Origin of the sequence: Pseudomonas sp. B14(2022) (assembly GCF_012030485.1) — a bacterium.
Taxonomy (GTDB): Bacteria; Pseudomonadota; Gammaproteobacteria; order Pseudomonadales; family Pseudomonadaceae; genus Aquipseudomonas.
Window position 1 is genome coordinate 21372 of sequence record NZ_JAAUVM010000018.1, and the last position, 24577, is coordinate 45948.

The 24577-nt window shown below is 54.3% G+C and carries 15 protein-coding genes and 2 pseudogenes; 8 read left to right on the top strand and 9 right to left on the bottom strand.

Annotated elements, in window-relative coordinates; translation table 11 throughout:
• Positions 1 to 118: 118 nt before the first annotated feature.
• The 5 genes and pseudogenes from HCF10_RS32130 to HCF10_RS22680 all read right to left on the bottom strand — a co-directional run bounded on the left by HCF10_RS32130 (position 119) and on the right by HCF10_RS22680 (position 5128).
• Positions 119 to 1024 (bottom strand): methyl-accepting chemotaxis protein, encoded by a 906-nt coding sequence (locus HCF10_RS32130; protein ID WP_443200917.1) that lies wholly within the window; start codon positions 1022 to 1024, stop codon positions 119 to 121.
• Positions 1019 to 2440 (bottom strand): annotated as a pseudogene (locus HCF10_RS32135) (PDC sensor domain-containing protein); the annotation flags it as partial. The gene HCF10_RS32130 and the pseudogene HCF10_RS32135, both read right to left, overlap by 6 nt.
• On the bottom strand, positions 2415 to 3530 hold the full coding sequence (locus HCF10_RS22670; protein ID WP_167656452.1) for an HD-GYP domain-containing protein: 1116 nt from the start codon (positions 3528 to 3530) through the stop codon (positions 2415 to 2417). The gene HCF10_RS22670 and the pseudogene HCF10_RS32135, both read right to left, overlap by 26 nt.
• A gap of 76 nt (positions 3531 to 3606) precedes the next feature.
• Entirely contained in the window at positions 3607 to 4539 is a 933-nt protein-coding gene (locus HCF10_RS22675; protein WP_131699355.1) for a chemotaxis protein CheV, read from the bottom strand.
• Positions 4540 to 4876: 337 nt separating this feature from the next.
• Positions 4877 to 5128, bottom strand: a complete 252-nt coding sequence (locus tag HCF10_RS22680) for a DUF6124 family protein (RefSeq protein ID WP_167656453.1) — start codon at positions 5126 to 5128, stop codon at positions 4877 to 4879.
• Positions 5129 to 5939: 811 nt separating this feature from the next.
• Between HCF10_RS22680 and HCF10_RS22685 the strand changes: the two genes are divergently transcribed.
• Positions 5940 to 7073 carry an MFS transporter gene (locus HCF10_RS22685; protein ID WP_237683169.1) on the top strand — a complete coding sequence of 378 codons (1134 nt, stop codon included), beginning with the start codon at positions 5940 to 5942 and terminating at the stop codon, positions 7071 to 7073.
• Between the two features lie 585 nt (positions 7074 to 7658).
• Here HCF10_RS22685 and HCF10_RS22690 read toward each other — a convergent pair.
• The 4 genes and pseudogenes from HCF10_RS22690 to HCF10_RS31520 form a co-directional block, all read right to left on the bottom strand.
• Positions 7659 to 8438, bottom strand: a complete 780-nt coding sequence (locus HCF10_RS22690) for an E2 domain-associated cysteine-rich protein (RefSeq protein ID WP_167656455.1) — start codon at positions 8436 to 8438, stop codon at positions 7659 to 7661.
• Complete coding sequence (gene pycC, locus HCF10_RS22695) at positions 8435 to 9985, bottom strand: Pycsar phage resistance system uridylate cyclase PycC (RefSeq protein ID WP_167656456.1); 1551 nt, start codon at positions 9983 to 9985, stop codon at positions 8435 to 8437. Before pycC ends, HCF10_RS22690 begins: the two co-directional genes overlap by 4 nt.
• A gap of 77 nt (positions 9986 to 10062) precedes the next feature.
• Complete coding sequence (locus HCF10_RS22700; protein ID WP_167656457.1) at positions 10063 to 10983, bottom strand: TIR domain-containing protein; 921 nt, start codon at positions 10981 to 10983, stop codon at positions 10063 to 10065.
• Positions 10984 to 11245: 262 nt separating this feature from the next.
• A pseudogene (locus HCF10_RS31520) lies at positions 11246 to 11463 on the bottom strand (integrase domain-containing protein); the annotation flags it as partial.
• A gap of 448 nt (positions 11464 to 11911) precedes the next feature.
• Between HCF10_RS31520 and HCF10_RS22710 the strand changes: the two are divergent.
• The 7 genes from HCF10_RS22710 (at position 11912) to HCF10_RS22740 (ending at position 24444) form a co-directional block, all read left to right on the top strand.
• Complete coding sequence (locus HCF10_RS22710) at positions 11912 to 12778, top strand: hypothetical protein (RefSeq protein WP_167656458.1); 867 nt, start codon at positions 11912 to 11914, stop codon at positions 12776 to 12778.
• The gene (locus HCF10_RS22715) at positions 12756 to 13178 is read left to right on the top strand and encodes a hypothetical protein (protein ID WP_167656459.1); all 423 of its coding nucleotides are present in this window, start codon (positions 12756 to 12758) and stop codon (positions 13176 to 13178) included. The genes HCF10_RS22710 and HCF10_RS22715 overlap by 23 nt, the downstream gene beginning before the upstream one ends.
• Positions 13179 to 14062: 884 nt before the next feature.
• Positions 14063 to 16900 carry a DUF499 domain-containing protein gene (locus HCF10_RS22720; RefSeq protein ID WP_167656460.1) on the top strand — a complete coding sequence of 946 codons (2838 nt, stop codon included), beginning with the start codon at positions 14063 to 14065 and terminating at the stop codon, positions 16898 to 16900.
• Positions 16900 to 17928, top strand: a complete 1029-nt coding sequence (locus tag HCF10_RS22725) for a hypothetical protein (protein WP_167656461.1) — start codon at positions 16900 to 16902, stop codon at positions 17926 to 17928. Before HCF10_RS22720 ends, HCF10_RS22725 begins: the two co-directional genes overlap by 1 nt.
• Before the next feature lie 12 nt (positions 17929 to 17940).
• Positions 17941 to 21156 (top strand): DUF1156 domain-containing protein, encoded by a 3216-nt coding sequence (locus tag HCF10_RS22730; RefSeq protein WP_167656462.1) that lies wholly within the window; start codon positions 17941 to 17943, stop codon positions 21154 to 21156.
• A complete protein-coding gene (locus HCF10_RS22735) occupies positions 21153 to 21653 on the top strand; it encodes a hypothetical protein (RefSeq protein ID WP_167656463.1) in 501 nt (166 codons plus the stop codon). Before HCF10_RS22730 ends, HCF10_RS22735 begins: the two co-directional genes overlap by 4 nt.
• A gap of 7 nt (positions 21654 to 21660) precedes the next feature.
• Entirely contained in the window at positions 21661 to 24444 is a 2784-nt protein-coding gene (locus HCF10_RS22740; protein WP_167656464.1) for a DEAD/DEAH box helicase, read from the top strand.
• The last annotated feature ends 133 nt before the right edge of the window (positions 24445 to 24577 follow it).

Consider the following 24577-nt stretch of genomic DNA (forward strand, 5'->3'; position numbering starts at 1 on the left):
CTCGGGGGAACGGCCCGCAATCGGCGAGTATAGGGAGGCGATTCTTAATATTTGATGAACGAAGAGTGGATTTAAGGGGCTGGGCCAGGGGTAACGTCCCCTGGCTTCGCGTGAGGCATTACGAGGCTTTGACTTTGAACCGGCTCAGGCCCTGTTGCATGGAGTTGGCCCGTTCCGACAGGTTCTTGGCCGCCTCCGCGCATTGCTGGGAGTTGACCTGATTCTGCTGGGTGACTTCGTCGATCTGCTCCAGGCCGATACTCGCCTGTTGCAGGCCGGAAGCCTGCTCACTGGAGGCTTGGTAGATCAACGACACCAGGCTGGACACCGTGCTGGTGCCGGTGACGATATTTCGCAACGAGTCGGCTGTGCGGCCGGCGATGATCATGCCGCGCTGGGTCTTGGTCGAAGAGTCGGCAATCAGCGCGGCAGTTTGCTGGGCGGCTTCGGCGCTACGGGCGGCGAGGCTCCTGACTTCATCGGCGACCACCGCAAAACCGCGACCCAGTTCGCCGGCGCGTGCCGCCTCGATGGCCGCGTTCAACGCCAGCAGGTTGGTTTGAGCGGCGATGTTGTCGATGGTGGTAATAATGGCAGTGATGTCTTTGCCCGAGTTGTCGATCTCCGCCATGGCCGCGATCAATTCGCTCATCAGCTTGTCGCTTTCTCCCGCGTCGGCGCGCGAAGCCTGGGATTGCTCGTCGGCCTTCTTCGCATTAGCGGCGTTGTCGGTGGTCTGCGCCGCCATCTGGGTCATCACCGCACTGATTTCGGTGATGGACGAAGCGGAATTGGACGCGCCGTCGGACAGCGACTGGCTTAACTCGGTGACCTGTGCGGAACTGCCGGTGATTTGCGTGGCGCTGGCCTGTACCTGGGAAATTAAGTTGTTCAGGTTGCCGACCATTTTTTCCAACGACTTGCCCAGGGTGTCATTGGGCGAGGACAGGCGTACTTCCAGATCCAAGTCCCCCTCGGAAATACGCTCGGCCACGCGCACCTGGCGTTGCAGGCTTTCCGACATATCGTTCAAGGCAAAGGACAATTGGCCCACTTCATCTTCAGATTTTTGCACCAGCCGGCGCGAGAAATCACCCAGGCTGATGTTGGCGGCCAGGGCGGCGGCTTCACGAATCGGACCGACGATTTTCGCGGTGGCGAACCACAGTACAAGCAATGCCAGCAAGGAGATGCCGACGCCAACCGAGACCTGCCAAATGCTGCTCTTGACGCCGCGTGACTGCAGTTCCTGCTCCAGGGCCATGGCCTGGCTCATGACCACCGCTTTGGGCAGATGGATCACGATCGCCCAGGGCTTGCCGGTGCGCCCCAGGTTGATCGGCATCTGCACTTCGATTTCCTGGGAGTCCGGGTTGAACCGGCTGTCTCCCTTACCCTTCTGTACATTGCTCAACACGTTCTCCCAAGAGCCGGGCAACAACGCTTTCAGTGACTGGCCAATGAGTTCCGGGCGTTTACTGTCGGCCACCACCAACCCCTGATGGCTCAGGATCGCCACGGAGCCTTTGCCGCCATACAGGTCGGCGGACATTTGCTCGCTGAGCTTCTGGATAAACGAGATGTCGAAGTCAGCACCGACCACGCCGTAGAACTTGCCATTGGCGGTGATAGGTACCGATAGCGTGGTCAGCCACACATTTTTGCCTTGCACCACATAGGGAAGCGGGTCGAGGACGCTTTCTTTCTGGGTGTCCCGAGGGCCGGAGTACCAGCCGCCCTTCAACACGCCATTGGGGTGGCGGGCATCGGAGTCGTACTCAACCAGCGGTTGCACGGCGATATTGCCATCCGAGCTGCGTGTCCAGTAGGGGGTGAAGCGGCCCGTCAACGGGTTGTTACCGCCCTCATTGATACGAAAGGCTTGATCCTGGCCGTCCAGCGCATCCGGCTCCCAGCATGAATATGTGCCGTTGAAGTCGGGGTTGTCCTTGAGCACGCTGAGCAGCATCGTATTGATCTGCTCACGGCCCAGGGTCAGCGGGCTCTGGGCACTTTTACTCGCTCCCAGCGTGTTGGCCATTGTGCGTGCCGAATCCAAGGCGTTCTGAAGTTTTGCCTGGATGGCATTGGCACGCGACTCGGCCAGGTTTTGCACTTCGCGGATGGTGGCACTTTCAATCAGGGTTGAAACTTCCGTGCCGACATAGGCTTGATTGGCGGTTGAGGAATAAAGGCCATATAAGACCAGGCTCGCACACGAGATAAACAGGCAGAGCCCGGCGGTGAAGCAAATTCGAGTCTGCAATGAGTTGAATTTCATGATGTTTCCTGCCCATGCTAAATAGTCGCCAACATCATCGAATGTCGACATTTCGGTACTTTCTTTGCGCAAGGCATAGTGTTTTATCATTGGCTGCTTAGGCATAGACATGCGGTACAGCGCTGGGGATTGCTTAATGCTCTTTGGGCATCTCTTCATCGAGCCATAAACGTTCGGTGTTTTTAAAGCCGTAACGCTGGGTCGGTACTCGCGCGACAATCCGGTCGGGTTGTGCGGGATCACTCAGGTCTATTATTTTCTGTGTGACATAGAGATTTAGAACGGGCAGGAAGAACACTTTTATTTTTGGCGTCAATAAAGAGTCGGGATGTTGTTCTATCACGACGCCGATACTGCCACTTTTCAATTGAACGATAGAGCCGACCGGGTAAATACCCACGGACTTTAAAAACGCGCTGAATACCTCGTCATCAAAATGCCCCTCCCATGTGGACATTTTCTGGATGGCGACGGCGGGGTCCCAGCCCTGGTTGTAGGAGCGGTCCGAGGTGATTGCGTCGTAGACATCGCACACCGCCGCCATCCGGGCCACCAGGCTGATCTGGTCCCCCGCCAACTGATGGGGGTAGCCGGTGCCGTCGACTTTTTCGTGGTGATGCAGGCACACATCCACGACCATTTCGCACATCTGCGAGGCCGCCAGCAGGGTTTTTTCACCTTCCAATGGATGGGTGCGCACCAGCTGCAATTCGTCACTGCTCAGCCGGCCGGGCTTGTTGAGGATGGCGCCCGGTATGGCCATTTTGCCGATGTCGTGCAGCAGCCCGGCCATCCCGACGCGCCGAATCACTGCGGTGGACAGCCCCAATTGATTACCCAAGGCAATCATCAACGCACACACGGCGACCGAATGCATGTAGGTGTAGTCGTCGATGCTTTTCAGGCGTGCCAGGCTGATAAAGGCATCGGGATGGCGGGCGATCGAGCTCGAAATGTCGTCCGCCAGTGCACTGATGTGTTCAAGCTCCAGGGCCCGGCCCATGCGGACATGGCCGAACATTTCGACAACGGCGGTCTTGGCGCGGCTACAGATTTCCTGTGCGGCGACCAACTCGTCTTGCATGGATGTTTGGATGACTGGGTTAGCTGGCGCAGCCGCCGTGGCAGGCGCGGCCGGCTGAGCACCGCAGCCCAAGGCGCACGGCGCCTCAGACTTTGCGCCGCCCCGCCAAAATGGCTTTTCCTCGCCGTCAGGCGCCTCAAGGTTGAGCTCATTGCACTTCAACATGGTATGCCCTCTGTTGATGTTTTTGTTATGTGTTTCCCATCAGCCTCCTTGGCTTGAGTCTTGTTGTTTTGCGGCTTCAGAGAGGGCTCGCAGCCTTGATACGCGCGACTACGCGGCCTGCCAGGTCATCCGGGCGAAACTTCGCCAAGAAATCATCGGCCCCGACTTTCTTGACCATGGCCTGGTTGAAACCGCCCGACAGGGAGGTGTGCAGCACGATATGCAACTTGGCCATGCGCGGGTCGCTGCGGATTTCGGCGGTCAGGGTATAACCGTCCATTTCCGGCATTTCGATGTCTGAAATCATCATCAGGAACTCCTCGTCCGGGTTGCGCCCCTCGTCGAGCATGGCCCGAAGGTAATCCAGCGCCTGGCGGCCATCGTTCAAGGCGACCACCTCGACGCCTACCGTCTCCAGGCAGCGGGTCACCTGTTTACGCGCCACCATCGAGTCGTCCACGGTCAGCACACGCAGGTGCCTGGCCTGCTGGGTGACCGCGTCATCCACCACGCCAATGGATATTTCTTCGGACGAGGGCGAGATTTCCGTCAGCACCTTTTCCACGTCGATGATTTCGACCAGACGATCATCGGCACGTGTAACGGCCGTCAGGTAATTGTTGTCACCGCTGCCCTTGGGGGGCGGATGAATGTCTTCCCAGTTCAAATTGACGATGTGCTCAACCGCATAGACCAAGAAACCCTGAACGCGGTTGTTGTACTCCGTAAGTATAATAAAGGCGCTTTCTTTATCCGTGATGCCGGGCAGTCCTGTTGCCATCGCGAGGTCTAGAATAGGGATGCAAGCGCCGCGGATATTGGCAACGCCACAAATGTTGTTATTAGACTTTGGTAGTAGAGATAACTTAGGGCAGCGGATAACTTCCCTGACTTTAAAGACGTTGATGCCATACAGCTGGTGGTCATTGAACCGGAATAGCAATAACTCGAGCCTGTTCTGGCCTACCAGTTGTGTACGGCTGTTAACGGATGCCATTACACCTGCCATACACACCCCTTGATTTTGGTTGGAATAGCGTTGATGTCGTAATGACATTAGCATATGTAGGGGAATGTAAAATATATGTGAAATAAAAATAATCGAGAGGTTTATCGTTAAAGCAATAGCGACGCGGATGATTAGCTATTCAGGCGGATGTTTGAAATTAGTTAGTTGGCTAACTTGCTGGTTTGAGTGTTGATAATGATTAAGATTGGAAACCCGTTTGCGGGGGCTTGAAGCACTCGACACGGTCGGCCTCGCTGAACGTCAACGACCTGCTCGACAAGAAATACTTCGATGCCATCAAAAGGCCGAGACGCGGAATGCGCCTCGGCCTTTTTGGTTACTGGAATGTTTGCGCGTCTTGGGTGAGTACCAGCACTCGCTCGACCAACAGTTCACCCAGCACGATCAATTGTTGGGCGCCCAGTAACTTGTGACGGTTGGCGCCTTCGAGTTCGAAGGCCAGGTCGGTGGTCATGGCGTTGAGTGAGGCGAGGGTTTCGCTGGCCTGGATCAGCAGGGTTTCGGGGGAGATGTCCTGAGCAAGGGTGAAGAGGGTAGCAGAAGGGGGGTTGGGGGTGATTTTTGTCATGGCTGAAACTCCTTGATTGATGGAGTCGCCAGACATCGCTGCTAAACGAAAAGGGTGGCGACTGAGCGCGGGTTAGCAGACCAGGAATCAAGGAACCCGGCGCACCCGAAAGTGCCCCACGCACAGCCGCCATAACGCGAACCAGCCGACGCGAGAAGCATCGTTGGAACGGAGGGTGGCTTTGCCGGCCTTGATATTAACCGAGCTGCTAAACCCGGTCGCTGATTTTGCAGCGACTGGGGGAGGCTATCCGCGTCAGTCACTGCGCGCCAGTTCATCAAGCGCGCGACATCTTGCGGGAAAATTCCGAAGGCCCGTCCTGCGGTGCCGCTAGCCCCGAGTTGAAAGTGACGACTTCCGAGTTCGCCTAACTTGAGTGCTGTCTTTCTACTGCAACGCCGGTTGTCATGCAGCGCACGTCGTAACTGATAAGGCGGGCGTGCATTGAAGTTCACATGCCCTGGGGTTTTGTGACCCGGCATAATGATTGGAAGACGAACCTGATTGGAGTGCGTCCCTCACTGGAGATAAACCCGGCTTTGGCTTGAGAAGCACAGGCAAGCAGGCGGTTTGGCGACGCTCGCGAACGCTGTCGCCAGTCGGTTAACCTTCAACGTATCTGGACGATGTTTCGGCCTTCGGCTCGCCGAGTATGATGTGTCCGTGGATATCTAACGTAGAAGGTGTCGAACCCACCCGCGCAGCGCCGGCAACGCGAGTGGCTTCACCATGACTCAGCAGTGAACAGGGATGGACATTATCGATGGTCAGCTCAGCCTTGCGGATAGGGTGTGCAGTCAGTGTGCTGTGTATGGCCTCGTTCACGATGGTGACGTCCGAGTTCGCCCCCATTGGTTTGTTGTCGCAGATATCATCCGACCTGGGTCAACCCCCGTCTACCGTCGGGCTGACGGTGACGTTGTACGCATGGATCGGCGCTGCCAGCGGCTTGCTATCCAACTGGCTGAACCGCTGGATTCCGCGCAAGACGCTGCTGATCGCGTTGATGCTGATACTGGTCGTATCCAACGGCCTGGCGGCGTTATCCCCCGAATTTTCGACGTTGCTCGGCGCCCGCGCCGTCGGCGCATTAGCCCATGGTGTGTTCTGGGCAATCGTGGCTGCCACTGCCGCGCATATTGTGCCGCTGCATCGCATGGGGCTAGCCACCTCGATCGTGTTGGGCGGCATAACGATCGCCACGGTCATGGGCGTTCCGTTGATCAATCTGGTGGGCCAATACGATGGCTGGCGCACGGCCTTTGTGTGCCTGGCCTTGATGTGTGTTGCCAGCGCCGGTGCGATAGCACTGGTGCTTCCCAGCATGCAGATTCATTCGCTTGCCAGGGGTGTCGGGTTCGCAGCGGTGCTGCGGCGTAAGGATCTGTTGATCACTTACGTCATTACCGGCCTGACAGCGGCTGCGCATTTTGGTGCCTACACTTTCGTCGAACCGTTTATTGGCCAAGTACCTGGGATTACGGCGTACTTGATTGCTGTCTTGCTGTTCGCCTTCGGGGCCGCAGGTTTCCTCGGCAATCTGCTTAGTGCGCTCTTTATTGATCGCTACTTGAGCGCTTTCATTCTGATAGCGTTGATTGCGATGGCATTGGCCTTGGTGACCCTGGGCATTTACGGTCCTCTTCTGGGCATCGCGCCGGTGGTTATCTTGCTGGTGATCTGGGGGGTGGCCATTTCCGCTTTGTTTACTGGCCTGCAGACCTGGGTGTTGAGGATTGCCGGTGATCACACGGTACCGGCCACGGCAATCCATACCGCTGTACTGAATAGCGCGATCGGGCTGGGTGTGATTATCGGTGGAGGTGCGTTGAATGTGGCCGGATTCAAGGGGGCGATGCTATCGGCCAGCGTGGTTATTGTGCCCGCCATCGTCCTGATGGTTGCCGCAGGCGTTCGCGCTCGGACAGAACCAGTCTTCTCGTGAAGCAGGAGGGGGGGATTTCGTTGGCTAATATCTGCGTTGATAAGGCTTAGGCGGGCAGATTGCATCATCAAAACGGCCACCAGCCTGCAAGTGGCCACCGGCGTGTGGTTAGGGATCATCCGGGCTATTAAGACCCTGACTGGAATATCACTGGGAGTACCAAATCGCCTGGAACACTAAAAGCCTCGAAAGCCCTCAATGGCCCCGAAACCCTTGTATTTACTGAATTTCAGGCACAAAAAAAGACGTCCGTGGACGTCTTTAGATGTAAAGTTGGTGGAGCCGGGGTAATTTGAATTAGATCTGTAAATTATTGATTTATAGAATTAATGTTGGATTTTATTTTATGTTGGAATACCAATTGGAATACTGCGCTTCACTTGTCCACCAGTTTGCATTCGAGACCACCGATTGCATCGGAGTTGACCAGCACGCTTCGTAACCATGATCGGTAGTGAACTGCCCGAAGCTGCTTCTTGCTATCGTTGAACAATGATCATCATTGGCCGAATCCGAGGAAATGACGGCTGCCTCAAACACTACAAAAGCGGACGACTACCTTAAGGGGCTGCGCACGGTATGTGGTCAAGACTTACGTGGAAGCGGGCAGCTATCGCACGATCCACAACACGTTACGCCATGTATGCTATCCCAATAGCGTTTCTCTTCATCTTCCCAGTCACGCATAGCGAGAGCGAGCTCGGACGCATGTTTTGCATGGTCGATACACCGACGTAGTCTTTTCGGGCGACGCAACCCGGATGTCTTGCAAAAGCATCGCTTCCTTTGGTTGATTACCCGCTTGTGGTTTTCCCAAACGCTATAGACGTGAACGCCATGGATCCAGATTTCTAATATCGAACGATTGTTCGACCTTCTACGAGTTAGCTGAACCTGATTCCCTGCAACGGCAGCAGCGATATTGTTATTCAGAGCAGATGCAGCCTTGAGCGCTCGTAGCTGATGGTGTGCTGCCCCTCCGTGCGCCCAAGCATCTGCATTGGGCCATTTTCGCTGAACCCTGGCACGTTCTTGCAGCTTCAAGTACTTGTAAAGCGTCTCAAACCAAACGACCGCAGAGGTGCTGTCGGTGACGGTCAGCTGACTGGCGGCCGGAAAGTAGAGGCAAAAAGTACCGTCGTAATTGATGTGCCGCTCTGGACAGAAGGCAGGCAACTGAACGGGAGCTTCCTCTCGTGCAGAGAGGCGTTCGCCGTTCTGCTGCAGCAATAATCGGTAGTGAAGAACTCTGCCATCAACCAACTGAATTGGCAGATCCAAGAGGCTTGAGGAATCAGTAATCCTGGCGCAAGAGCCCCCAAAATCGGGGGCTAGTTGTTCAATCAGATCGATCGCAGTGATCAAAATTGATTCGACTTGCCGGCCACTGTGATCGCATAGGGTCGGATTTCTCGATCATTTGCAAGAATCACAGCGGGGGCTCCGGCATAAGCTTCTGAACGCGCTTGCTTTGCCGACTCATCACCCTTATCGGCCAAGGCTTCTGTCGCCTCAACATAATCAAGGTTTGCGGTTTTTCGGGGTGTGCCGAACAGCGTTTTAACGGCATCGGTTGCAGCGTCATAGGCCGCTTGGCCAATCGCAGTTTCCGTACCTTTGCATGCGCACTGGCGGTTCTCGGACTCAATTACCTTGCGTCCAATGGCACAGCGAATACGGTCGCCGTGTTTGCCCAAACGCGTTATAGAAATCGGCCCTAGATCGAAACCGATGGCAAGGCCGAGTTCACCCGTTTCATATCCTTTCGTCCCCAAACGTTCAATCGCCAAATTGAAACTGCTGCGCAACGCACCTGCCAGGCGAGTAGCTTCCGAAACCGATTTCTGCTCGTCAGTGTTATGTGCTGTGCCTTCACATGTTAGGGCCTGGATACAGTCACCGATGAAGCGTACTCGCCGTCCCTTGAAGTCAGACGTGACCACGCGTTCAAGCTCTGCACGTAAGACATGTAGGGTGCGTACCACGTCCTCAGCGTTATCGTCGATATTCTCGGCTACATAAGCTGTGAAACCATCGATATCGGCGTACGTACTCACCATCTCCTGCCGCTTGGAATTCGCCGGCGTTAGTTTAGAGATATCCATGTCGCATAGAGGAGGGGTCTGACGTGTGAACTGATAACCCCCGATAGGGTTGTTTTTCAGGTCTTCGCGCCACTCTTCGACGATCTCGTCGGTCGTCATACCTAGCTTGGCGGCTTCCTGGCAGGTTTTGATTTCTTCGACAGTTAAAGGTGTTTTTTCGGGCGAGTCCTGCTCCGCCAAGCCGATGGCATTACGCGAAGCATTTGTGAGGTAGATGCCTCTTGCACTGTTGTTGCTCGCAAGCTTGGCTGCATGGTTGGCGGGATCGCCCAGAAACAGTGGTTCGCGGTAACCATTTCGGCCGTTGTTCACGGCGAGTGACAAGCCAGTGTCGATACCAATACGAACTTTGGCTGCTGGGATTTTTTCAACATCGTCACCTGTTTCCGCAAGCACATCGATGATGAGTTGTGCAGTGGCAACCGCTCGTTGGACACGCTTCTTCTCAGCGTCGGTTTCGCTATTGTAGGGTTTAGTGAACAGCGAATGCAGTCGTTGGCTATGGAAGTCGACTCGTCGAGCGTCGACCTGATTAAGGATGCGTTTCACCGCGCGATAGTGTTGGTCAAGGAACCGTAGCGTTCGCTTATGACAATCGGTACCTTCGACCTGCGTAGTTTCGAGCATGTCCTGGAGATTCTGAATGTCCACATACATGTGAACACCGTTGACCCTATAGGCCACATTCGTAGGGATCGACTCCAGCGACATGTCGCGGGTGTAGTCCTTGATGGTGACGTCTTCCACATCAGCCATTTTTTTGTCGATGTGTTCGACCGCGCGGTTATGGTTCCAGCTCTTGCTCACTGCAACACTCCTTACCGTAAGGGTACGCAACCATGCATGGAGCAGATTGCATACCGAAGTGACTGATGTTTGTTAGCTCACCTAGGGCCAAGCTCGTTGAAAATTTTCTGCAACTCAGTACATGCGGGGCCGAGTCTTGCAGGGTCTTTGCCAACGGCCGGCCCATAGGTGACGTTAGTGAAGCCTGCGAGGTCGGAAGGTAATCGAACCCCTTCACCTCTAGGAATTAAGATGATGGAACGCCTCCTGCCGAGCCGGCCGATAAATAGCCCGATCTCGAAAATTACGTTATCGCGTGGTGCGTTCTGTGATTCGCCGCGACTAAATATCTCATCGTCCGGCTGGAAAACAGCTATGGCAAAATCGCACTCATCAAGCTGTTCCTCCAGACTCTCAAGCGGATACTTCGAACCACTGAACGTGCCCTCGGTCCAGACTTTTGCAAAAACTTTGTCGTGCTCAAGCTGGCGTTCGACTTCCTTCGCAATTGGCAGGGCTTCCGCCGAGGAAATGATGAAAACTCGAGGCGCTTGACTGGCTGGACGAACCATGTCATTGCGTTGATTCAGCCGCTCGACAAGCTGACGAGTGACGTACTGCCAAATGCGAGGGTAGGTATCCGCAGCTGCCTTGAAATCGTGTGCCGAAACCTTTAGTACAATCGAAGGCTCCCTGGCGATCACTGTAGCTGAGCGTTTAGCTGTGACGACGAGCGCAGCCATCTCTCCTACGTGCTCGCCATGACCACGAGTAGCCACTTCCCGATCATGGACCTTGATTTGAACCTGGCCCGTAATGATGAAGTAGACGTCGGTATCCTCCGCATCCTGTTCAATAAAAGTTTGGCCCTCGTCCAGCTCTATCAACGAGCCAACGTCCGCTAGACGCTTGGCCAGTTCGGTATTGCCCACCACCATCTTCTGGTCCAAAAGCACTTCTTCGAGGGCTGGCCGGCCAGCAGTGCCTTCGAAGCGTTCAATCATTTTTCCGCTAGCCATGACTTGATAGCCCCTCCGAATGGGATTATTTGGGTGATACCAAACATATGGGGTGCTGGCCAATTGACTTCAATGGGATCCAAAAAAGAAATCTCATGACTGGAGTAGGCTCTCGGCGCGATTGAGCCCGCCAACAAATGATGGTCCTCGATCTACAGTCGCCCCTTGGACTGACGGGCAATCGGCTGACTCTGTTGCCGACGTCGGTTTTCACGGCAGAAAAGTACACGTCGGTGATTGAAATCCGTGTTTGGCGCACAGAACGATCAGGGCCAACCGGTGCACGGATGCGGACGGTAGAGCGCTGCTGTCCCAACGTCTAACTCGACTGGCGATCCTCACATCCTGATCACCTCGTAGCGCCGCGAGGGTGCGGTTGACGCTGCTTACGCGGTTCTGCGCGATAGCAATGCAGAGTTCACCTTGCTGGATCTGGTGGCGCAGATACGCGGCGTAGCCGTGCAGCGTCTGTCTATCGATCTAGCGCGCACCGAAACGTTACTTCAAATTATTGAAAAAATTTGGGGAAAATATTTTTTGTAGTTCTGGGATGCCAATTGGAATACCGCTTATCCGAAAAGGTGCATCTCTGTCCAATCCACATTCCTATTCATGAGGGACTCATCTGCCTCGAGCCTGAACATTAATTCCACTAGTAGTTTTCGTATGTCGCATTCGAAGCTCGCTTACTGACACATTGCAGATGAGGTCGACATAATGGATAGTGTTTTTATGTACAGGGTCTCATTTTTTACGACTCTTAGTGCTGACGTTTGGGGTGGTCGGCAATGGTGATGCGAGGTTTGAGCTCCCTGGCGCTGGTGTGGACATTTTGCCACTGTCGGCGGGAGCGGTTATCCTGCCTGGTCAGCATGATCGCACTGCCTATTAGGTAGACGTTTACCCATCTTCATGGAAGTAGTTAGGAATGCACGAGACGCTGAAAATAAAAATTGACTTTTTGAAGGAGCGTCAACGGCCAGCTGAAATTTTCCAGGCTATGAGTAGTTATATTGAGGCCTACGAAGCGATAGGCCAAGTCATGGTCGGGAGTCTCGGCGCACATGGAGAATTCGCTCTCCGGCTTGAAGGTGTCGAGACAGGTTCAGTTGCTAGTGTGCTCAAGGCCGTTCCTGGCCGCCTCAAGGGATGGTTCGAGACTGCTGTTTTCGAGTCAAGTATGAAGTTAGCGGAGGAATTATCGGGACTCGAAAGTACTACTACTGAAGAAGAGGTTGACCAGCTAGCGTCAGGAGTTGAAGCTGAGCTGGCTAAGTTTAATGATGAACAGATGTTTGCCCCAACAATTGATCGGAAAGCTTTTGCACATGCATTGAATAAATTGTCAGAAGCAAATAAGAGACTTCTTCCTGAAGAGAGCGCTTCGGCCAGCATTGTTGAGTCGGAAAATGTCACGGCTATTAATACTCACTGGCGTTTCAACGCGAATCCAAAAGAGATGTTTCAAGGGACGACTGAATCTAAAGGCTGCGTGGATAAACTTTACGTCAGAGCGCCAGTCAACATCGGTAAAGGAGCTTGGGCTATGCTCAGCGTCAGTACGAACAGTCGCTACAATGCCAAGATCACTGACTTGCCGTGGCTTGAGCGTTACCAGGATGGCTCTATAGCACCTATTGGTCCCAGAGACGTTATGGAAGCTGAGGTTTCAATTGAAATTTACTCTCCGCCTCCGGGGAAAGGTAAACCGTTCATTTCGGGTGCGAAAGTCGTAAGAGTTTTGCAAATTCACCGCGATGTCGGATTACAGCATGAAACAAAACCTCTCTTCTAAAAAACGAAGTACGATGTGGGCGGAGCTTTTTTCCGAGTACATCTTCATAGTCACGCCTTTTGTCTTTCTTGTGGCAATCAAACTGTATACATCGTCGTGGGAAGAAATCTTACTAGCACCTGATTGGTCGTTAGTGTCCAGTATCATCTTTGGCCAGATTGCAGTGAGAATGTCTCGGTCTGCAATTAAACATCGCGCCGCAGATGACACGCAGTTTGGGTTATACTCGGCAAAGAGATTTTTCTTGGTTGCAATGTCTTTGCTGTTTTATTTTGGGATGGTGGCGCAGCCCACAATATATCTTGGGTGGGGGCAACTAGTTTTATTTTTAATGGCTAGCTATTTTCATTTTAAAGACGGTCTTGCTGCTCGAATTCTTGAGGGGCGCGTCAAAATTTAGTTTTTATCTTGGGTCGCGTACAGGGGCGGACTGATGATGACTAGGATGAATAGGGCCACAAGCGGATCGTTGGTACTGAATTAACTTCTTTCGGCGTTTATTTCCAATTTGGCGAATCATGTTCGGATCGCTCCCGATCCAAGTCGGCAGCTGGAAACAGCGCCGGATCCTACGGTATGGCGTCTCGCACGTCGATTTCGTGTTCGACATAAACACGTTTGTCGAGCTGTGTCAGCGCCAGACCTTAATTCCAAGGACATGTTCGGATATGAATCGGTATCTGTCATGGGTGAGTAAATCGCGTAGGTCGTGGTTCGAAGCGAAGCATTGGTGAGCAAAGAAACTGATGTCTCAGCGCAGACGGAGGCATGTGTTCTAAGACGCTTTTGCAGCCTTGGAGACGTACTAGACCGGCAGGTACTACATGGTCAATTGCCTGTGGAGTAGAGGCCAGCGTCTTTGGGTTACCTATAAAGCCTGTCAAGGGTTGGTCGAGATTCCCCCCAACCCGTTTTACTTGCTGAATGTTGGTGAGGTGGAAGGGCAGAGTACGTTTTTCTAAGAGAAGAGTTATCTCTGCAAGGCTGTAACCAAGGCCTTCGGGGATGCTAGTCATGCGTTTTTGGGCTAGCAGGCTCTGAAGGTTGGCCAAAGAATTCTGCCCCAAATGATGGCATCCACCTTATCATTCGGCTCTTTGCCAGCTGGATGACGAGAGGCTTCATGATTAACGATGCCAAAACCATAGCGGAGCTGCGAGTGCTAGTCGGTTATCTCGGTGAGCAACTGCGGGGCTGGTGGCAGAATCAGTTTTTCAGCCCCCTAGCCGCTGCATTTTTGAGCTGGTGTTCACCTGTTCAGTCGATCAAAAGGGAGCGAAAGTAATGCTTGGACTGACTCTGAGAGAGGAGTTTCGAGGTAAGCGCCTCAGAGGGACAGCCATTGAGCTCTCCAACGACACAAATACTGGCGCAACTCAGGTTGCAGCCACGCAGTTCCTAGAAATCACCTACCCGACGCACGACCTTCTGAAAGGCATCGAGGCCGTCGGCCCAAACCAGGGTCGACCGGTGGTTGTTATCGGCGAACGAGGCCTCGGTAAGTCGCACTTGATGGCCGCGCTTTACCACGCGGTCAATGACCCAGCTTCCACAGGCGCATGGCTCAATTCCTGGGCAACAACCTTGGATGATCCACAGATCGGCAAGATCGCTCTTCGCAGCGAAATGCTCGTGCTCGGCGAAAGCCTGCATCGCCAGCGCTACAAGTTTTTATGGGATTTGCTTTTCGAGCGTCACCCCCACGGCACCTACATCAAGGGTAAGTGGGAAGGCATGGGCGCCGCGAAGACCGATATCCCATCCGACAAGCTGATCCTTGAGCTGTTGCAGCACACTCCGACGATGTTGCTTCTGGACGAATTCCAGACATGGTTCGACGGCCTGACTAACACTAAGCAGTATCCTTGGAAGAACTGGGCGTTCAACTTCATCCAGATATTGTCGGAGATCGCCAAGGAGCACCCCGAACTGCTAGTGCTGGTCATCTCAGTACGCAATGGCGGCAGCGACGCCTACCAACAGGTACACCGCGTTAATCCGGTCGCCATTGATTTCAAAGCTGGCGGCAACGCCGAGCGGATCCAGCAGGATCGTCGGCGGATGCTGCTGCACCGGCTGTTCGATAACCGCTTGCAGATTCCAACGACCAATATCGAATCCTTGGTGGCCAAGCACATCGCCGAGTACTTCCGCTTGCTGGACGTGCCGCCATCTGAGCAGGATCGCAAACGCAAAGAGTTCAACGAATCCTGGCCCTACGCCCCCCACCTACTGCGATTGCTCGAAGAGCAAGTGTTGATTGCAACGGACGCACAGGAAACGCGCGACATGATTCGCATCCTGGCCAACCTTTACAAGAGTCGTGGCGAGCTTACGCCTATTCTTACTGCTGCTGATTTTCGGCTGGATGACGATTCGTCTGGCATTGGTGCGCTGTTGGACTCAGTATCAAACGAACACCACCGAACGCTGCGCTCCAAGGCGCAGCAGAACATCATCTCGGTCACGGAAGCCGTACCTACGCACGCTAGTATCGTCCCTCATCTGCAGGAAATTGTGGGGGCGCTGTGGTTGCGCTCGATTGCTGTAGGCAATCTAGCCGGTGCCGAGCCTGTGACGCTGCAAGCAGACATTACGCGCGATACGCCCATCGACGACAACGCCTTCCACGTAGAATTGGCCACCGTCGTAGAGAACAGCTTCAATATCCATCAGGATGGCCTTCGCCTGGTCTTCCGTGAAGAAGAGAACCCGCAGGCCAAGTTGATGGCTTGTGCGCGCAACGACAAACTGTTCTCTGATGGATCCGATCTTGTGCAGCTTGCCAAGGAAGTTCGTTACGTCATCGGCGGTACCGAAGAAGTAGCCAAAACTTTCCGTGTGATCGCACTGCCGAAATCCTGGCAGTCGGACCCTTGGTCGTCGCTCGACGAGTCGGAACAGCCGGAGCGCTGGGATAACCGCCTGCCAATCCTCGTTCTCCCTGAAGAGCCGGACAACACTGATCTGCGCCTTGGTCTCTGGATCAAAGATCATCTGCAAAAGCGCCGCAACACCATTCGCTTCCTGCTGCCACGCTCAGGCTCATCGAATGCATTTCAAGATCGCGATCTGCTGATCCTCGCTCGCGCTGAAATGAAGGCATTGGAATGGAGTGGTCAGAGCTCCGAGTACAAGAAGCTGCACACAAAGTATCAGGGCGAGCTTCGCGACATTCTGAAAAAACGCTTTGATCGCTTTGCCGTACTCCATCGCTGGAATTTCACCGACTCGAGTCAGTGCATGTTTTCCGTCGAGAGTTTGAGAAAAGAGGGTGCACAGATTCCCGAGGGCATTGAGGAGGCTCTGGTCAATGATCTATTTGTGCCTGAAGACTTCGACGACCTGGTGCAAGAAGCAGCTAGTGATAACTCAGCGGTTGGCAAGCTACTGCGAGAATTGCAAGAGCCGCGTCCAGCAGGCCAAGACTGCATTCCTTGGCTGGGTGAAACCTTAATGAAGGACCGTCTGCTGCGTCTTTGCGCGCGGGGCAGGATCGCCATCAATGTGCGTGGCATGGAGTTCCTCCAAGCGCAGCCGGGGGAAGATGAGGAAACAGCGTGGCGGCGGCTGCGCTCCAAGCTTTCCTATACCGGTCGACAGCTCGACGAAGTATTTGTGATGGAGCCTTCAGCCGTGCTCACAACGGGTGGCGCAACCCCTTCTCTGGTGTCGTCTGAGGGAGACTCCTCTGGCGGTGGTCTCTTTCACGGCGCTGGCATCACAACATCGACTACGCCTCCCGGCGGTAGCAATGCCCCCTCCGGCGGTTTCACCTCCAATCCGCCCAGCGGAGGGGGAATTTTTGGTGGCGAACCAAACATCAACGCCAGCGGCAAGCCGCGCATCGCATTGAACAACCCGGCCACCTCGGCTCTAAATCTTATTGGTAAGCTTGAAGGCTGGGGTATTGGCCCAGCAGCATCAGTACACGCGGTACATCTCAGCTCCGTGAGCAACGCAAACGGTCGCCTTATCGAGGCATTGAAAATCGTCGGAGATGCTACTAGCGAAGTCTCGATCAAGGTGTCCGCCGCGACCGGTGCCCAGCTTAAGGAATTACTCAAAAAGCTGCCCGACGGCATGACCTTTGATCTCAGTCTTGAGAAGGAAGATAACTGATGGCCCTCGACGCAGAGGTACTGCACAGCTTGACCAAGGGCCCCGCTGACGATGCTTGGCGCGTCATCATCAAAAAGACGATTGAAATCGCATCCAATCCGCTGAGCGCTGGCAATGCGCCAAGTGAGGTCGCCAAACGTGACCGTGAAATCGGTGCGCTGGATCACTTCCTATCTTCTGGCGGATGGGATCTTTGGCGAGCGTTCGGCAGTACGGTGGAGCGCACCTCGGACAGGCTTGCACGCTGGTGGGGCGAACCTGGGTATGGCGGCGGCAGCGCCAAAGCGGTACTGATCCTCGATGGCTTGTCACTGCGCGAGCTTCCTTGGTTGTTGCAGGGCGCGAAGGAGCGCGGTTTTACCTTGCACGAGGTCACGGCCAATGCATCCGAATTGCCCGGCGAAACCAATGAATTTGCTCGCGCCTTGGGCTTTGGCAGCCGCAGTCAGTTGCAGAATAACGGTGGAGGTATGGCTCATCGCCTTCAACCAGCCTATACCGAGAGTGTCGATATGCCTTGGAAAGATTGCTCCGGGTTGGTCGATACTTCGCCGAATTGGGTGTTCTGGCATCACTGGCCAGACAGCAAGCTGCACGATGGTGCAGGCGCAGGTCAGGGGCTCGATACACTGACGCGCGATGCTGCCGAGCAATTGAGCAGCGACGATTTTTGGGCCTTTGTGGAGCGCTTGGCTACCGGGCGGCGGTTGGTTATTACCTCAGATCACGGTTACGCCGCTACGGGTTACTTCCCAGATGCGGATGGCGAAGTTGGTCAGTTTCTCAAAAAAACTTTTTCCAGCGGGCGCAGCAAACCGGGCGCCGGTCTTTCGCAAGAAGACTGCGGCCCCTTCGTACCACCCGTGGCAATGCAAATTAACAGCCCCCATGGCGCTTACCTTCTCGCCCTTGGCCGCTGGAAGTGGAAGAGCCAAGGTGGTTACCCGACGTTGACGCACGGCGGCCTTTCGCTGCTTGAAGTGCTGTCACCGTTTGTTGAACTCTCTCGAAATAATCCAGTTAGTTAAAGGCGGCGCGGCATGGCAAGCAAAAAAGAACTCCTGGCGCTAGAAGTCGCTAAAGCTGTCGGTGCAGGCAAAGCCGTTGCGATGGAGACGGTCGATTTCAACGACCCAAATCGCCCCCTGACTTGTTTGGAAGTCGACTTCCCAATCCTGCCAGTCAATCAGGTCGCAATCATCGAGGGTAACGCGGGCAAGCCGATCTACCAGATGTCGAAGTGGTGGGCGCGGCGACGCTCCAGCGTATTTCGCTCGATGCTGATTGCTGCAGCGACCAAAGCGCCAGAAGACAAGTCTCATGCCGCGAAATTGGTGTGGGACAACTACTACGCTAACCACCAGAAAAAAGGCGCATTCAAACACTTGAAGGTGGCGGACATCTTCATGGGCGGCGGGACTACGTTAGTAGAGGGCTCGCGCCTCGGGATGCAGATGGTCGGTAATGATCTGAACCCGGTGGCATGGTTCGTTGTGAAGCAAGAGCTCGCCAATGTCGATCTGGAGGAGGTGAAGCGCCTGCTCTCCGACGTTGAGGCAGAGGTCAAGCCGCAGATCATGCCGTACTACTACTGCGACGGCCCCAATAATGAAAAAGGGCAATGGACGCACCTGCCAAGTAAGCGGGTTATGGCGGAAGACTTTGATCCGTTAAGCCTGACAATTGAGCAACGGCCTGATTATGCCTACGAAGGCCCGGAGATTATCTACACCTTCTGGGCTAAGCATGGCCCCTGTCAGGTAACAGGCTGCGGCCATCGCACTCCCATCATGAGTAGCCCTGTGATGGCGGTGAAGACAATCAGCGTCAAATATTGGGAGCATTCTTGCAGCAAGTGCAATGTTGATTTCGACGTTGAAGAAAATGCTGCACGCATGGCCCCCGATGTACCGCTATATGTCGCGCCGGGCGAATATCCGTATTCAACGCTCGACCCAAAGCGCGGTGTGCTTTGTCCGCACTGTGACCATGTTGAGATGGTCAAACTCGGCAAGGGAAAGAAAAAGAAGGTTGAACTCAGCTTGATTGTGCATCCGCAATGGCTTGCAGGGAGCGCACAGCAAAATGCCAATGGTCAATCCTTCGGCGGTTCTGCACAGGACGACGTGGCATCTTCTACTCTTTGGAATCAAGAGCGTGCAGCCAAGATTCGCCTATTGGAAGTACGCGGTAAGTTGCCTGAAGAGGTGACATGCCCTGAAACCAAAATCACGTTTAAGACTAATGTCGGGACAGTACCCAAGAAATCAAACTACGCATGCAGTGCCTGCGGCACCGTGCAGAGTGTGCTGACCACGATTAAGGCAAGTGGAAAAGTGGGGCCAATGGCTGCTTATGCCGTCCAAGGCTATGCCCCTAAACGGCATTCTGCTGGCATGCCGTACAACGGCCGTTTCTTTGCACCGTTCGATACGGTGCATGCTCAGCAGCACGACGCAGCAGCTAAAGAGTGGGACGCTCGTAAAAATTCTGACTTGGCTGAATATTGGCCTCGTAGTGAAGTTCCGTTCGGGTTCATGACGCACATGAACAATGGTGGAATACCGAACCACGGCTTTACTCACTGGTGGACTATGTTCAATCCACGCCAGATGCTGGTGCATACGCAGTTACTCAAGTCAATTATGACCACAGGGCCTTATGATTGGCCTGTTCGCGAATATGTCCTCGGTGCATTTCAGCAATATCTGAGAAATCAAAACTCATTTTGTTTTTGGGACATTGGGTACGACAAGCTTGTCCCTCACATGAGTAACAATAACTACCATCCGAAGAACAATGTTGTAGAGAACTGCGTATTTGCTTCGCTAGGCCGTGGGAATTGGGCATCCTGCATTGAGGGGATTTTGGAAGGAGGGGAGTGGGCGAAGCGCCCATGGGAAGTCGTTAGCAATGAGAGCCTTCAAAGGCGCGCTTCTCACTTGTCTGGTCAGGTTACCGGAAAGAGTGAAAAAGTTTTTCTAGGTGACCCAGTAGGTGATGTTGCTGTGCATCAAGGCTCGTCGACGGACCTTAACCAGCTCGCCTCTGCAAGCTTGGATTTGGTCATTACCGATCCTCCATTCGGTGGTCTGCTGCATTATTCCGAATTGGCTGACTTCTTTTACGTTTGGCTGCGGCTCGCGCTTAAAGACAAATATCCAGAGTATTTCAATGCCGAGTACACGCCCAAATCACTTGAGGCAGTCGCCAACCGGGCACGTGAGCCGGAAGACCCGGATGGCTTCTACCAGAGGCTACTAACGCAGTGTTGGCGAGAGGCTCACCGCATTCTGAAACCAAGCGGTCTTCTTGCCTTTACGTTCCACCACAGTGAGGACAAGCCTTGGGTGGCCGTGCTGGAGTCGCTCTTTGATGCTGGTTTTTACCTTGAAGCCACGTACCCTATTCGATCAGACGAGACAAAAGGAGACGGAGCGAAGCCAGGAACGTTTGGTTCCCAGACCATCGAATACGACATCATCCACGTCTGTCGCAAACGCACGGAAGAGCCCAAACCAGTAAGCTGGGGTCGGATGCGTCGCGAAGTGATGGCGGATGTGCGGCAATTGCAGGCGATGCTGGAAAACCACGTCAAGGAAGGGTTGCCTGCGGCCGACATCCAGGTGATTCGGCGCGGCAAGGCGCTGGAGTATTTTTCGCGCCACTACGGCAAGGTCTACGTCGACGAGGGCCGTGCGATTTCCGTCAAGGAAGCGCTCGTCGGTATCAATGAGCTCATCGACGATGATGCGGATAAAGGCAAGGAGCCACCGCCGGTGAATGCGGAGCCCATGTCTAGGCAGTTTCTACGCACCTTCGATGGCAAGACCGAACTCGCCCGTGATCAGTTACAGAAGTTCCTCAAGGGTTCAATCACCACGCCAGATGAATTTGAGCAGCGCGGCTGGTGTAGCGAGAAAAGGAAGGTTTTCACGCTAACCGATCCTCTTGACTTTGCGCGCGATTGGCAGGGAAAGCATAAACGGAAACTCACCTCCGATCTTGATCAGGCTCTGGTGTTGATCGGTGCTTGCTATGACGGTAGCGGCATCAATGCTTCGGATACCCTCAAGAACGAAAACTTCAAACCCCACGTGGCCTTGAAGCCGCTGCTTGAATGGCTGTCTCGTCGCGCGGTCAATCCATCTGCTCGCAATGCAGCATCGCGAGCTGTATCGATCTTCAATAATTGGGCTGCAACACAAGCTCCCAAGCCGCAACAGGGATCGCTGTTTGAGGAGTATGGAGAATGAAGCAAATACGCGACACAGTGTGGCAAAGACGTGGCACGAGCTGGATGTGGGATGCCAAAGCGTTAGCGCAAGTCGGTACCGCCTGCGAGGTGTGGAGCTTGCGCCAATTTGTGCAGGCGACCGGGCATTGGCCGGAAGACTTGCCTAGCAATGATAACAATACCATGGTGGTGGCGGGGCTGGATGGTTGCCTAGATTTGCTCACCCCTACGGATGCCGAAAGCTGGCTGGCTTCTGAAATGAAGGACGCGATTCTGTCCTTTCAGGCGTTTTACGACGGACAAGCAGCATTGATTTTTTGGTTGCCGTCTGGCGCTGGCCGCATTACATCCAACTCTGCCACTGATGCGGTGAGTTGGCGCTGTGCTCATCCCAATGCCAACGAGCGCATCGACTTTGGTCGGGTGTTATGGGGAGAAGCGCACGAATACCCCCAAGAAATTTTGCTGTGTGAAGGCGCAAAGCCTTCTGGGCTCTTTCACCTGCGGATTACTTGAGGCTTCGATGACAGATCAGTCTCAATTCCATCCCGGAGAACGGATCACCCATCACGAATACGGTCAAGGCGTTATTCTTGACGCGGAGCGTGAAGGCTATCTGCGAGCATTTTTTGGCGTCGGTGAGCGCCGAGTCCCGCTTAGCTCAATTCGCCGCGAGCTCTCCCGAACCGAGCGCATCTTGAGCTCGGTGGACGGTAGCACTGACCGTGCACGCAAGGCGTGGCTGTCCTATGAGGCGCACGCACTACCAGTGATGGAGAGTGCGTCGGCGCTGACCTCTGCCAAGATCGATCTCCTCCCACATCAGGTGGTGCTGACCCACCGAATTGCCACTGCATCGCCACGCCGTTACCTGATTGCAGATGAGGTGGGCCTGGGCAAGACCATTGAGACTGCGCTGATCTTGCGGGAGCTGGCAAGCCGCGGAGAGCTGAGTCGTGCAATGATGGTGGTGCCGGCCGGGCTGGTGAATAACTGGCACCGCGAACTCAACGAAGTCTTTAACCTCGACTTCGAAGTATTCGGCTCCGAGGGTGATATCACCGACCGCAAAACCAACGCCTTTGCCAAGCACGACCGTCTGATCGTGAGTATAGACACTTTGAAGCGCCCAGCGCGTATCAAGCGCCTATTGGATGCACCACGCTGGGATCTGGTGGTGTTCGACGAGGCACATCATCTCACTGCCTACCGCACCGGCGGTAAGGTGAGAAAGACCGAGAACTACAAGTTGGCAGAAGCGCTGAAAGACCATTCACGCGACTTGATGCTGTTGTCAGCCACACCGCACCAGGGAAATCATTTCCAGTTCTGGATGCTCGTGCAACTTTTGAACCCAACGTTGTTCAATAGCCCGGAGGAAATGCTGGAACATCGGCACCGTCTCAATACAGTGATGTTCCGCCGCACCAAGGCCGATGCCTGCCAGCCGGATGGTTCGCCGCTGTTTGCACGTCGCTGGGTGCATACCGAGTCTTTCTTGATGGGCGATGAGGAGCGGAGATTCTACGAGAAGCTACGCGAGTATTTGGAGGATGGATTCGACCTTGCGCGCCGTCAGGGTGGTCAGGGGCGAGCCCTCGGTTTCTTGATGGCAATCTTCCAGAAGATTGCCGCGTCGAGCTTCGCCGCCGTGAGGCGAACGCTGAAGCGCCGTCTCTTGATGCTGACGTTGCACGAGGCATTGCTGCGGGACAAAGATCTGGACATAGAGGGGCGTGACCGTCTAACCGATGCAGCGCGCGAACTGATTCATGAAGCGTTCAACCTTGCGTATGACAGTATAGGGCGCAGCGAGGTCGACCGTGTGCTGGCCGATCTTAAGCATCGGTTGGTCAAAAAACTGGATGAAGAAGCACTGGAGCTTGCCTCGGACCCCTACGGCAGCGAGTATTCGGCCGCACACGCTGAGGAAGCTGCATCGGCTGTCGTGGAGCTGCACCTTCCTGAAGAACGACTGCGAATTGGCGATCTGCTCAAGGTATTCCCGCAACAGCGCGAGACGAAGATGCAGAAGCTACTCGACGGCCTCGGCATTTTGTGGCGACAGAACCCGAATGAAAAAATCGTGGTATTCGCCACCTATCTAGGTACGGTGGATTTGATCGCCCGGGAAATCAATCAGACTTTCCCCGGACAGGGTGTGGCGGTGCTGCGAGGTGGCGATCATGGAGCCAAGATTGCGGCAGAGCGCCGCTTTCGTCAGAAAGACGGCTCTCGCGTGCTAGTGTGTACTGCTGCTGGTCGTGAAGGAATCAACTTGCAATTTGCGCGTGTCCTGTTCAATTTCGACCTACCATGGAACCCAATGGACGTCGAACAGCGTATCGGTCGCATCCACCGCTACGGGCAGAACCATACGGCGCAGGTTTACAACCTAGTCCTTTCGGACACTATTGAGGGGCGGATTTTTCTGCTACTGGATGAAAAGTTGACAGAGATCGCCAGGGCCGTTGGCAAGGTCGACGATCAAGGCAATGTAGCCGAAGATCTGCGTGCGCAGATTCTTGGCCAACTTTCAGAGCGGCTCAACTATGACCGTCTGTACCAAGAGGCGCTATCAGACCCTGAATTGAAGCGGACACAGGTGGAGCTTGAAGCTGCCCTGTCCAATTCGCGCGAAGCACGACAGGTAGTGTTCGATCTATTCCAAGACCTAGAAGGCTTCAGCCTTGACGACTACAAACCTTTTTCCGATGTGTCGTCGAGCCTGGATCGGTTGGTACGCTTCATGTCTGCGGCTGTCGCGGATCGACAGCAGCGGTTCGTTAAGGTTGACGACGAGAGCTACGAGCTCGTAACCATTGATGGAGTTCGCCGCGCCCAGTTCACCTTGAATCGTGAAACTGCCACAAGCCGCGACAATGTTGAACTGATGGGACTGGATCATCCGTTGGTACAAGAAGAGCTGAATCGCTGGCGAAGTGTTCTCCCGGAAGAAATTGGTATTGCAGTTACAGGGGATGTTGAAGCGCCGGTGCTGTTGTCACTCTGGATAATCGAAACGTCAGCCGGAAACGGTGAGCGCCGTGTGGTTGTTCAGCCTATTGCCGTCACGCAGGATGGCGCGCGGGTGCCTGCATTAGAGCGACAGTGTGAACGCTATTTGCATGCACCAACCATTAAGCCAAAGTTTTCATCGGAACAACGGCTTAGCCTTTTTTCAAGGATTGTAGAGCCAACGTTGCAACGAGAACTCAAGCACAAAGGTGCTGTGAATAGTAACGGCAGTTATGCTGCCGAGCTCATTGCTTATGTAGAGATCTTAGCTCCAGAGACGCTATGCTGAAAGTAATGTTGATCTGGATCGACAGAAGTGGGTGTATTTAAATAAGAGTTGGTCTGGATTTCATCTTAACGTCACGATGCTGTCTGGAGGCTAAGTGCGAAATCTTTAATACGAAGGCATGAGGCTAAGTGGG